General features: G+C 75.4%; 1 protein-coding gene. It reads right to left on the bottom strand.

The features are described 5' to 3' along the window. Positions 1-3: 3 nt before the first annotated feature. On the bottom strand, positions 4-13,188 hold the full coding sequence (locus tag AB0N16_RS27845) for a type I polyketide synthase (protein ID WP_365801272.1): 13,185 nt from the start codon (positions 13,186-13,188) through the stop codon (positions 4-6). Positions 13,189-13,384 lie beyond the last annotated feature (196 nt).

The raw sequence follows: 13,384 nt of genomic DNA, 5'->3' as shown, positions 1-13,384 counted from the left end.
CCTTCAGTTCGCGCCGAGTTCGCGGTCGATGAGGTCGTACATCTCCTCGTTCGACATCGGGTCGAAGTCCTCCTCGTCCCCTGTGGAGTCCCTGCTGAAGTCCCTGGTGAAGTCGCTGCTGAACTGCGAGAGCATCGTCCGAAGCCGCAGTTCGATGCCGGCTCGGTCGTCGTCGGCGTCCGCCCGGGAGAGCCGCTCGGCGAGCCGGTCCAGTTCGCTGAGGAGGGGTGGTTCGGGGGGCGCGAGCCGGGTGCGCAGGTATGCGGCGACCGCTGCCGGGGTGGGCTGGTCGAACACCAGGGTGGCCGGCAGCGCCAGGCCGGTCGCCTCGCCGAGCCGGTTGCGCAGCTCGATCCCCGTCAGCGAGTCGTAGCCGAGGTCGCGGAAGGCGTGGTCGGCGCCGATGGCGGCCGCGCCGGAGTGGCCCAGCACGACGGCCGCCTGCTCGCGGACCAGCCGTAGCAGGGTGCTGCGGCGTTCGGTGTCCGACAGCCCGGCCAGCCGCTGGGCCCAGGGCGAGCCGGCCGGCTGCGGCCCTGGTTCGGACGGGCCGTCCAGCACGCGCCGGGCCTCGGGGATCTCGGCGAACAGCGGCCTGCTGCGGGCCGAGGCGAACAGCGGCATGAACCTGGCCCAGTCGACGTCGGCGACCGACAGTCCGCTCTCGGCGCGTTCGAGGACGGTGCGGAGTGCGTCCAGCGCCGGTCCGGGGGCGATCAACGGCAGTCCCTGGCGGCGCAGCTGGTCGGCGTCGACCCCGTCGGGGAAGCGGGCGCCGTCCCAGACGCCCCAGGCCACCGAGGTGACCGGCAGACCGGTGGCGCGGGCCTGCTCGGCGAGGGCGTCGAGTTCGGCGTTGGCGGCGGCGTAGGCGCCGTGGTCGCCGCTGCCCCACACCCCGGCGATGGAGGAGTAGAAGACCAGTGCGTCCAGTTCGGCCGGGTCGAGCAGTTCGACCAGGTGCCGGGCGCCCTGCACCTTGGCGGTGAGGACGTCGGCGTACTCGGCGAGGTCGGTGTCGGGGAGCGGGGCCAGCCGCATCAGCGCGGCAGCGTGCACCACCGTGCGTACCGTCTCGCCCTGCTCGCGCAGCCCGGCCAGCAGCGCGGCCACGGCGGCCCGGTCGCCGATGTCACAGGCGCGCGCGGTCAGCCGGACGCCGAGGCCGTCGAGTTCGTCCGTCAGTTCGGCGATCCCGTCGGCGTCCGCGCCGCTGCGGCTGACCAGTACCACGTGCCGTACGCCCTGCGTGGCGAGCCAGCGGGCGACCTCCGGGCCGAGCGCGCCGGTGCCGCCGGTCACGAGCGCGGTGTCCCGGGCCTGCCAGTGGCCGGCCGCGCCGCCGTCGAGCGGGGCGCGCACCAACCGCCGTAGCAGTGTGCCGGATCCGCGCACCGCGAGCTGGTCCTCCGCGCCCCAGCCGCCCGCGAGTGCTGCGCGCAGCTGTTCCAGCGCGGCGTCGTCGAGTTCGGCGGGCAGGTCGATGAGGCCGCCCCAGAACGCCGGGTGTTCCAGCATCGCCACCCGGCCCAGGCCCCACACCTGGGCCACACTCGGTTGGCGCAGCGGATCGGTGGCACCGGTGCTCACCGCGCCGGAGGTCAGCAGCCACAGCGGCACCGTCGCGTCCAGATCGCCGAGCGCCTGTATCACCGCCAGGGTGGCGGCCACCCCGGCGGGCACCACCGGGTGGTCCGGATGCGGGCGGCGGTCGGCGGCCAGCAGGGACAGCACCCCACGCGGGGTGTGCTCGGCCAGCGCGCGGCGCAGCCGGTCGGTGAGTTCGGTGCGGTCGGCGTGCCCGGTGTCCACGGTGACGGTCCGCACCGGAAGGCCGCCGGTGAGCGTCTTCAGCCAGTCCTGGTCGGCGCCGGAGGCGGGCACCAGGGCCAGCCATTCGCCGTCCGGTCCGGTGCGCTCCGGCGGGTCCGCGGGCCGCCACTCGACGCGGTAGCGCCAGCTGTCGGAGCGAGGTCCGGCCTGCTCGGCCAGCCAGTACCAGCGGTGCTGGAAGGCGTACGTGGGTAGGTCGACCCGTCGGGCACCGGTCCCCTCGAACACCTCGGCCAGCCGTACCCCGGCCCCGCGCACCTGCGCTTCGGCCAGCGACTGGGCGAAGCGCGGCCAGCCGCCGTCGTCACGCCGCAGCGTGGCGAGTACGGCGGCCCGCGCGCCGACGGCGTCCACCGTCTCCTGCACGCCCGGGGCGATCACCGGGTGCGGGCTGACTTCGATGAAGGTGCCGATCCCCGCGTCCAGCGCGGCGCGCACCGCGTCGGCGAACCGGACGGTCTGACGGAGGTTGGTGTACCAGTACCCGCCGGTGAGTTCGCGGGTGTCCAACCGCTGCCCGGTGACCGTGGAGTACAGCTCGGTGCGCGCCGCCCGCGGGCTGATCCCCGCGAGCAGTTCGGCCAGGCGGTCCTTGACGGCGGTCACCTGGGTGGAGTGCGAGGCATAGTCCACCGCGATACGGCGGGCCCGCACCCCGCGCTCCTCGCACGCGGCCCGTAGCTCTTCCAGGGCGTCCGGGTCGCCGGAGACGACGGTGGAGGTGGGGCTGTTGACCGCGGCCACGCCCAGCCGGTCGTCGGTGAACAGGGCCCGTACCTCATCGGCGGGCAGCGCCACCGACATCATGCCGCCCTTGCCGGACAGTTCGGTCAGCGCGCGGCTGCGCAGGCACACCACCGCGGCGGCGTCGGCCAGTGACAGTGCCCCGGCCACGCAGGCGGCGGCGATCTCGCCCTGCGAGTGGCCGATCACCGCCTCCGGTTCCACGCCGTACGAGCGCCACAGCGCGGCCAGCGACACGGTCACCGCGAAGGTCACCGGCTGCACCACGTCCACCCGCTCCAGCGTCGGCGCGCCCGGCAGACCGCGCAGCACGTCCAGCACCGACCAGTCGACGTACGACTCGATCGCGGCCGCGCACTCGGCCAGCCGGGCGGCGAACACCGGCGCGGTGTTCAGCAGTTCCAGCGCCATCCCGGCCCACTGCGCGCCCTGGCCGGGGAACACGAACGCCACCCGCCGTGCCGTGTCGGCCGCGGTGCCGCGTACCACGCCGGGGATGTCCCGGCCCTCGGCCAGCGCGCCGAGCCGCTCGCCCAGCTGCTCCGGATCCGCGGCCAGGACGACCGCGCGATGCTCCAGCGCGGCCCGGCCGGCCACGCTGGACCATGCGATGTCCCGCACCCGGTCTCCGGGGTGCGCGGCGAGATGCGCAGCCAGCCGGGCGGCCTGCGCGCGCAGGGCCTCGTCGCTCTGCCCCGACACGACGACGGGCATCAGCCACGGCTCGGTGTACGGCCGCGTCCCAGCGACCACGTCCGCCTGCCCGACCCCGGCGAACCCTTCAACCCGCCCCGCCTCAGCGACCACGTCCGCCTGCCCAACCCCGGCGAACCCTTCAACCCGCCCCGCCTCAGCGACCACGTCCGCCTGCCCAACCCCGGCAAGCCCTTCAACCCGCCCCGCCTCAGCGACCACGTCCGCCTGCCCGACCCCGGCGAACCCTTCAACCCGCCCCGCCTCAGCGACCACGTCCGCCTGCCCGACCCCGGCAAGCCCTTCAACCCGCCCCGCCTCAGCGACCACGTCCGTCTGCCCAACCCCGGCAAGCCCTTCAACCCGCCCGGGCCCAGCGAGCACTTCGGCCTGTCCAGGCTTGCCGGCGCCGTCGACTCGCCCGGCCTCGGCGGACGGTTCCGGCTCCGCCTGTTCGATGACGACATGCGCGTTGGTGCCGCTGATGCCGAACGAGGACACCCCGGCCCGGCGCGGGCGGCCGCGGTCCGGCCACGGCCGCGCCTCCGTCAGCAGCCGCACCTCACCGGACGTCCAGTCCACGTGCGGTGAGGGCTCGTCGACGTGCAGGGTGCGGGGCAGCACGCCGTGCCGTATCGCCTGCACCATCTTGATCACCCCGGCCACTCCGGCCGCGGCCTGCGCGTGCCCGATGTTGGACTTGACCGACCCCAGCCACAGCGGATCGCCGGCGCGGTCCCGCCCGTAGGTGGCCAGCAGCGCCTGGGCCTCGATCGGGTCGCCCAGCGGCGTCCCGGTGCCGTGGCCCTCGACCGCGTCGACGTCCTGGGCCCGGACTCCGGCGGCGGCCAGCGCGGTGCGGATCACCCGTTCCTGAGAGGGGCCGTTGGGTGCGGTGAGGCCGTTGGACGCGCCGTCCTGGTTGACGGCCGAGCCCCGTATCAGGGCCAGCACCCGGTGGCCGTTGCGGCGCGCGGCGGACAGCGGCTCGAGCAGCAGCAGGCCGACGCCCTCGGACCAGCCGGTGCCGTCGGCGGCCCCGGCGAAGGGCTTGCAGCGTCCGTCGGCGGCGAGTCCGCGCTGCCGGGAGAACGCGGTGAACGTGGTCGGCTCGGCCATCACCGTCACACCGCCCGCCAGGGCCAGCGAGCACTCACCGGAGCGCAGCGCCTGAGCCGCGAGGTGCATCGCCACCAGCGAGGAGGAACACGCCGTGTCCACGGTGACCGCGGGCCCCTGCAGGCCGAGCGTGTAGGCGACCCGGCCGGAGGCGACGCTTCCGGCGGTGCCGGTGAGCAGGTGCCCCTCGACACCCTCGGGCAGTTCCCGCAGCGCGGTGGCGTAGTCGTGGTACATCACGCCCGTGAACACACCGGTCTGACTGCCGCGTACCGAGGACGGGTCGATCCCGGCCCGCTCCAGTGCCTCCCAGGCGGTTTCCAGGAGCAGCCGCTGCTGCGGGTCCATGGCGAGGGCCTCGCGCGGCGAGATCCCGAACAGCCCGGCGTCGAACCGGCCGGCGTCGTAGAGGAAGCCGCCGTGCCGGGTGTAACTGGTGCCCGGGTGGTCCGGGTCGGGGTCGTACAGGCCGGTGACGTCCCAGCCCCGGTCGGTGGGGAACCCGCCGACGGCGTCGACCCCGTCGGCCACCAGGTCCCACAGGTCCTCCGGGGAGGCGACGCCGCCCGGGAAGCGGCAGGCCATGCCGACGATGGCGATCGGCTCGTCGGCGGCCACCACCGGCGCGGCGGTCGCCGGGGCGCTCACGGCGGCGTCGCCGACGAGTTCGCCGCGCAGGTATCCGGCGAGTGCGGTGGGGGTGGGGTGGTCGAACACCACGGTCGCGGGCAGCCGTACGCCGGCCGCCCGGCCGAGCCGGTTGCGCAGTTCCACCGCCGTCAGCGAGTCGAAGCCGAAGTCCTTGAACGGCCGGTCCGGTGACAGCCCGCCGGGGTCGGTGTGGCCGAGCACCGTCGCCGCCTGGGTGAGCACCAGGTCCTGGAGCACCCGCAGTGGTTCGCCCTCCGCCAGTCGCCGCCGCAGCCCTTCGGCGCCGTCCGCCGCGCCCTCCGTGGCGGCTGCGCGACGCACCACCGGCACCAGTGCGCGCAGCACCGGCGACAGCACGCCCTCGGCCGCCCGCTCGCGCAGCGCCACCGGGTCCAGGCGGGCTGCGACCAGCACCGGGTAGTCCAACGCGGTGGCCGTGTCGAGCAGGTCCAGTGCGGTGGCGGCGTCCAGCGGCACCACACCGGCGCGGGCCAGCCGGGCCCGGTCCGTGTCGGCCATGCCCTCGGTCATGCCGCTGCGCTCGGCCCACAGCCCCCAGGCCACCGCGGTCGCGGGCAGCCCGGCGGCCCGGCGCTGGGCCGCCAGCCCGTCCAGCGCGGCGTTGGCCGCCGCGTAGGCGGCCTGCCCCGCGTTGCCCAGCGTTCCGGCCACCGAGGAGAACAGCACGAACGCCCTGAGTTCCGGGCCGGTCAGCTCGGCCAGGTGGCGCGCGCCGTCCACCTTCGCCCGGAACACCTCGGTCACCCGTTCGGGGGTGAGCGCGGCCAGCACGCCGTCGTCGAGAACTCCGGCGGCGTGCACCACGGCGGTCACCGGGTGCTCGGCCAGCAGCGCGGCCACCGCATCCCGCTCGGCGACGTCGCACGCGGCCACCGTCACCTCGGCGCCCAACTCACTCAGCTCGGCGACGAGTTCCGCCATGCCCGGGGCGCCAGGGCCGCGCCGGGAAGCCAGGACCAGTCCACGCACCCCGTGACGCTCCACCAAATGCCGCGCCACCAAGCCCCCGAGGGTCCCACTCGCCCCGGTGACCAGCACGACGTCCTCAGCCGCCCAAGGAACCTCCCCGGCCGTCTCCGACACCCGCGCCAGCCGCGGCACGAACATCCGCCCCGCACGCACGGCCAGTTGAGCCTCCCCGGTCGCCGCCAGCCGGGGCAGCAGCGCCTCGGACGCGGGGTGGCCGTCCGTGTCGAGCAGGACGAAGCGGTCCGGGTTCTCCGTCTGCGCGCTGCGCACCAGGCCCCACACCGCCGCCGCATCGGGGTCGACCGGCTCGCCCGGGGCGGTGGCGACCGCGCCGCGGGTGAGCAGTACCAGCCTCGACGCGGTGAGCCGCTCGTCGGCCAGCCAGCGCCGCGTCACCGCCAGGGCGTCGGTCACCCCGGACACCGCGGCACCTACCACCGCGGGCATCGGTCCGTCCGGATCCAGGTGCGACAGCCACGCCCAGGCCCCGTCCTGTGCGGGGGACGCCAGCGGAACCCAGCCGGTGCGGTACAGGTGATCCCGGCGGCCGGCGGCGAGTTGTTCGGCGCTGACCGGGCGGAACGCCAGCGAGTCGATCGCCGCGACCGGATTGTCCTCGGCGTCGGTCACGGTGAGGGAGACGGCTCCCCCGGCCGCGGGGCGCAGCCGGACCCGCACCGCGGTGGCGCCGGTCCGGTACAGCCGGACCCCGGTGAAGGCGAACGGCAGCCCGATGGTGGCCGTGTCGTCGGCCGGGACGGCCGCGTGCAGTGCCGCGTCCAGCAACGCGGGGTGCAGCCCGTACGCTCCGGCGTCCGCCGACGCCGGTTCTGGCAGGGCGACTTCGGCGAACAGGTCCTCGCCGTGCCGCCACAGCCGGCGCAGGCCCTGGAAGACCGGCCCGTAGCCGTAGCCGAGCCGGGCCAGTGCCGGGTAACGGTCGGCCAGGTCGACCGGCGTGGCGCCCGCAGGCAGCCAGTCGCCGGTCGCGGGCGGGGACGCCTCCGTCATGCCGAGTCTGCCGGTGGCGTGGTGCGTCCACTCGGGGCCCTCGCCCGGACGGGAGTACACGTCCACGGCGCGGGCGCCGTCCTCGCCGGGCGCGCCGAGCACGACCTGCACCCGTACACCGGCGCGCTCGGGCAGAGTCAGCGGCGCGTGCACGGTCAGCTCCTCCAGCACCCGGCAGCCCGCCTCGTCCCCGGCGCGCACGGCCAGCTCGACGAAGGCCGTGCCGGGCAGGACGGCGGTGCCGATGACGGTGTGGTCGGCCAGCCAGGGCTGCCGCTGCCGGGACAGCTCACCGGTCAGCAGCAGCTCGCCCGTGGAGGCGACCGGTGCGGCGGCGCCCAGGAGCGGGTGGGCGGTGGCGTCCAGCCCGAGCCCTGCGGTGTCCGTGCCGGCCGCGGGGGTGGGCAGCCAGTAGCGCCGGCGTTGGAAGGCGTAGGTGGGCAGCTCCGCACGGCGGCCCTGGGCACCGAAGGCGGCGGTCCAGTTCACCCGGACCCCGCGCACCTGCGCCTCGGCCAGCGACCGCAGGAACCGGCCGGGGCCGCCCTGGTCGCGGCGCAGCGAGCCGACCACCACGGCCGTGCTGCCCGCCGCCTCGACGGTGTCCTGGACGGCCGCGGTCAGGATCGGATGCGGGCTGGTCTCCACGAACACGCGGTGCCCGGCGCGGTCCAGTTCACGGATCGTTTCCTCGAAGCGGACGGTCTGGCGCAGGTTCCGGTACCAGTACTCGGCGTCCAGGCTCGCCGTGTCGAGCCGCGCGCCGGTCACCGTGGAGTAGAAGGGGATCTCGGCGGTGCACGGCTCCAGTCCGGCGAGCCGGTCCAGCAGTTCGGTGCGGATGCGTTCCACCTGTGCGGAGTGCGAGGCGTAGTCCACCGCGACCAGCCGGGCCCGCGCGCCTTCGGCGGTCAGCTCGGCTTCGAGTTCCCGGAGGGCTCCGGGCTCTCCGGAAAGGACCACCGCCGCCGGGCCGTTGACCGCGGCGACCGACACCCGCCCGTCCCAGCGCGCCAGCCGCGGTTCCAGTGCGGCGACCGGAAGCGCCACCGACATCATCCCGCCGGCACCGGACAGCGCGCCGAGCGCGGCACTGCGCAGGGCGCTCACCTTCGCGGCGTCGCGCAGGGACAGGGCTCCCGCCACGCAGGCGGCGGCGATCTCACCCTGCGAATGCCCCACCACCGCGTCCGGTTCGACGCCGAAGGACCGCCACAGCGCGGCAAGGGACACCATCACCGCGAACGACACCGGCTGGACGACGTCCACCCGCTCCAGGGACGGCTGACCCGCCTCCCCGCGTAGCACACCCAGCAGCGACCAGTCCACGAACTCACCGAGCGCCGAGGCGCATTCAGCCATCCGCTCCGCGAACACCGGCGAGGAGTCCAGCAGTTCCACCGCCATCCCCGCCCACTGCGCGCCCTGCCCCGGAAACACGAACACCGTGCGGCCGTCGACGTCGGCGACCCCGCGCACCAGGTCGGGCGTCTCCTTGTCGGCGGCGAGGGTGCGCAGGCCCCGTGCCAGATCCGTGCGGTCGGTCGCGGTGAGCACGGCGCGGTGCGGCAGGGCGGCCCGGGTGGTCGCCGCCGCGCGCGCGACGTCCGCGAGCGCCGCGCCCGGGTCGCTCTCCAGGTGTGCGGCCAGTCGTGCCGCCTGTGCCCGCAACGCGGCCGCGGTCTGCCCGGACAGCACCACCGGCACCGGAGCGGACCGCAGCACCGGGTCCGGACCGGATCGCACCACCGGCACCGGAGCGGACCGCAGCACCGGGCCCAGTGCCGACGTGTGTTCCGCCGGCACCGTTTCGGGCGCCTGTTCCACGATGACATGGGCGTTGGTGCCGCTGATCCCGAACGAGGACACCCCGGCCCGGCGCGGCCGTCCGCGCTCGGGCCATGGCCGCTCCTCCGTCAGCAGCCGCACCTCGCCGGACGCCCAGTCCACGTAGGGCGACGGTTCGTCCACGTGCAGGGTGCGCGGCAGCAGCCCGTGCCGCAGCGCCTGTACGACCTTGATCACGCCCGCGACCCCGGCGGCGGCCTGGGTGTGCCCGATGTTTGACTTCAGCGAGCCCAGCCAGAGCGGGTCGCCCGCGCGGTCCCGGCCGTAGGTGGCCAGCAGCGCCTGGGCCTCGATGGGGTCGCCCAGGGTGGTGCCGGTGCCGTGCGCCTCCACCAGGTCCACGTCAGCGCCGGACAGTCCGGCGGTGGCCAGCGCGGTACGGATCACGCCTTCCTGGGCAGGGCCGTTGGGAGCGGTCAGGCCGTTGGAGGCGCCGTCCTGGTTCACCGCCGAGCCGCGCAGCACGGCGAGCACGGGGTGGCCGTTGCGGCGCGCGTCGGACAGGCGTTCCAGGACGAGCTGACCGGCGCCCTCCGCCCAGCCGGTGCCGTCGGCCGCCGCCGCGAACGACTTGCACCGCCCGTCGGGCGCGAGTCCGCGCTGCCGGGAGAACTCCACGAAGATGCCCGGCGTGGGCATCACCGTCACGCCGCCGGCCAGCGCGAGGGAGCACTCCCCCGATCGCAGCGCCTGGGCGGCCAGATGCAGTGCCACCAGCGACGAGGAGCACGCGGTGTCCACGGTGACCGCGGGCCCGCGCAGCCCCAGGCTGTAGGCGATGCGGCCGGAGGCGACGCTGGCCGTGGTGCCGGTCAGCACATAGCCGTCGAGGCCGTCGGCGCCCTCGTGCATCCGGGGGCCGTAGTCCTGTGCCATCACCCCGGAGAACACGCCGGTCGCGCTGTCCCGCAGGGAGAGCGGGTCGATGCCGGCCCTCTCCAGTGCCTCCCAGGAGGTCTCCAGGAGCAGCCGCTGCTGCGGGTCCATGGCGAGGGCCTCGCGCGGCGAGATGCCGAACAGCCCGGCGTCGAACTCGGCGGCCCCGTAGAGGAATCCGCCGGTGCGCGCGTAGCTGCGGCCCGGCCGCTCCGGGTCCGGGTCGAAGAGCCCGTCCAGGTCCCAGCCGCGGTCGGTGGGGAAGCCGCCGATCGCGTCGGTACCGGCGGCCACCAGGTCCCACAGGTCCTCGGGCGAGCCGACCCCGCCGGGGAACCGGCAGGCCATCCCGACGATCGCGATCGGCTCGGCGGCTGGCACGGGATCCGCGAGCGGCCTCTCGAGTCCGGCGTCCGGCCCTGTCCCGGCGGCCAGTTCGGCGATCAGGTGCGCGGTGATCCGTTCCGGGGTGGGGTGATCGATTACGGCGGTGGCGGGCAACCGTACCCCGGTCACGTCGGTCAGTCGCTGCCCCAGCTCCACCGTCATCAGCGAGCCGAAGCCCAGGTCCTTGAACGGGCGCCGCATGTCCAGCTGTTCGGCGGAGTCCAGCTCCAGGGCCGCGGCCACCTCGGCGCGCACCAGTGCCCGTACCGTCTGCTCCCGCTCGGCCGCGGGCAGCCCGGCGAGTCCCGAGTCCGGCCGGGCCGGCGTCCCGGTCTCCGGTGCGGCCAGTACGGCAGGTGCGGCGGGTACGGCGGGGGTCGCGCCGCCGGTGCCCGTCACCCCGGCGATCCAGTGCCGCCGCCGCTGGAAGGGATAGGTGGGCAGTGGGATCCGCCGGGCGCCGGAGCCGTCGTAGAACCGTGCCCAGTCCACCGGGACACCGCGGGTGTGCACCCGGGCCACCGCGGTGAGCAGTGATCGCAGGTCAGGGCGCTCCCCGCCGGCCAGCGCGGAGACGAACGCCACGTCCTCGGGCGCGCTGCCCGGGCCCATCGCGCACAGGGTCCCGTCCGGGCCCAGCTCCAGGAAGGTCCGGGCGCCGCCCGCGCAGGCGGTGGCGACGGCGTCGGCGAACCGTACCGTACCGCGGGTGTGCCGGGCCCAGAACTCCGGCCAGTCGAGGCCGGTGACGTCCAGTTCGGCGCCGGTCAGCGAGGAGATGACCGGCAGGGTCGGGGGTCGCCAGTCGATCCGGGCGGCGGCCGCGCGCATCCCGTCCAGGATGCCGTCCACGTGTGCCGAGTGGCTGGCCATCGGGACCTGGATCCGCCGGGTGCGCCGGCCCCGCGCGGACCAGTGGTCCGCGATCGCCAGCGTGGCGTCCTCGTCTCCGGAAAGGACCGTGGCGGTAGGGCTGTTGAGGGCGGCGATCGAGACAAGTCCGCCGGTCGCCTCGACGTCCGGCAGCAGCTCCGCCTCGGAGGCCTCGACCAGGATCATCGCCCCGCCGGGCGGGATGTCCTGCATCAGCCGGCCGCGGGCGGCGACCAGCGCGCAGGCGTCGGCCAGGGACATCGCGCCGGCGACGTGCAGGGCGGCCAGTTCGCCGAAGGAATGGCCGAGGACGGCGTCCGGGGTGATCCCCCAGCTCTCCACCAGCCGGTACAGCCCGACCTGGACGGCGAACAACGCGGGCTGGGTGTAGGCGGGTTCGTCCAGCAGGGCCGCGTCCGCCGAGCCCGTCTCGGCGAAGACCACGTCCAGCAGTGGCCGCGGCAGGTGCGGGCGCAGTTCCGCGGCGACGGCGTCCACGGAGGCGGCGAACACGGGGTGGCGCCGGTAGATCTCCCGGCCCATGCCCGGCCGCTGGTTGCCCTGGCCGGCGAAGAGGAAGACGGTCCGCCCCTCGACGGCCGTGCCGCGCACCACCCGGGCGTTCGCCGTGTCCCCGGCCAGCGCCGCGAGGAGCCCGGGCACCTCCTGCGCGGACTCGGCGACCAGCACCGCCCGCCGCTCCAGCGGGCTGCGCGTGGTGGCCAGCGAGTAGGCCAGGTCCACCGGGGACTCCGCCGACGCGCTCACCAGGCCGGCCAGTTCGGTCAGCGCCGCCGGGGCCCGTGCGGTCAGCGGTACCAGTACCGGGCCGTCGTAGCCTTCGGCGTCGGGATCCGGTGCCGGGCGGGGAGCGGGCGGCTCGGTGAGCACCAGATGGCAGTTGGCGCCGCCCATGCCGAACGAGCTGACCCCGGCGAGCAGCGGGCCCTTCGTGGCAGACCAGGGGCCGGGTTCGGTGACGACCCGCAGGCCCAGCTCCGTCAGCGGGATCCGTGGGCTGGGGGTGCGGAAGTTCAGGCTGGGTACCAGTTCCCGGCGCGACAGGCAGAGCACCGTCTTGAGCAGTCCGGCGATGCCGGCCGCGCCCTCCAGGTGCCCGATGTTGGTCTTCACCGAGCCGACCAGCAGTGGCCGCTCCCGCTCACGTCCGGCCACCGCGCCGAGGGCCGCGGCCTCGACGGGGTCGCCCAACGGCGTTCCGGTGCCGTGCAGTTCGACGTAGTCCAGCTCGGCCGGGGACACGCCGGCGGCCGCGCAGGCGAGGCGCAGCACGTCCTGCTGGGCCTCCTGGCGGGGCGCGGTCAGCGAGTCGCCGCCGCCGTCGTTGTTGACGGCGCTGCCCCGGATCACCGCGTGCACGGTGTCCCCGTCGGCCAGTGCCGCCGACAGCGGCTTGAGCACCAGCACCGCGCCGCCCTCGCCGCGCACGAATCCGTCGGCCCGCTCGTCGAAGGTGTAGCAGCGCCCGTCCGGTGAGATCGCGCCCAGTGCCCGGGTGACGTCGTAGCCGTCCTGGGTGAGGTTCAGGTTGACGCCGCCGGCCAGCGCGGTCGTGCACTCCCCCGCCGCGAGCGCCCGGCAGGCCAGGTGGACGGCGAGCAGCGCGGAGGACTGCGCGCTGTCCACCACCAGGCTGGGGCCGCGCAGCCGCAGGGCGTAGGACACCCGGTTGGCGATCATCGCCCGGTTGCGTCCGGTGGCCGAGTGCGGGCTCAGCCGGGCGCCGCGCAGCGTCGCGTAGTCGTCGTAGGTGGCGCCGACGTACACCCCGGTGCCGCCTGGGCGGTCGCCGTCGCCCGGGACGATCCCGGCGTCCTCGAAGGCCTCCCAGGCCAGTTCCAGGACCAGCCGCTGCTGCGGGTCCAGTACGGCCGCCTCGCCCGGGGAGACGCCGAAGAACCCGGCGTCGAAGGAGTCGACCTGGTCCAGGAAGCCGGCCCGTACCGGTTCGCCGGAGGGCAGCACGGGTACGGCCGGGCCGTCCGGGTGGCAGCGCCGCGGCCCGGGTTCGCCCAGCGCGTCCCGTCCGTCGCGCAGCAGCCGCCAGAACTCGGCGGGGTTTCCCGCCCCCGGCAGCCGGCACGCCAGGCCGACGACGGCCACCTGTTCCTGGTCGGCGGCGTTGCCCACTCGGTTACCCACGCCGGTCTCACCCTCCACGTCGTCTCCTCGAGGACACGTCTGATCTGCCCGGCAGTCGGTGTTCCGGACGTCCACGGTTGCGCTGTGCCACGGGCAGGCCTGAGTGGTCCCTTGACCTGGGCGGTCCATGGGCCGCACTCGGCGCGTCTCGGTCGGCGGGCATGCCGCAGGCCCGGCCCGGGGCAGCACCGGGCCG

The sequence above is a fragment of the Streptomyces sp. NPDC051105 genome, from assembly GCF_040682795.1.
Classification (GTDB): domain Bacteria; phylum Actinomycetota; class Actinomycetes; order Streptomycetales; family Streptomycetaceae; genus Streptomyces.
This window is presented reverse-complemented; position numbering and strand designations above follow the sequence as displayed.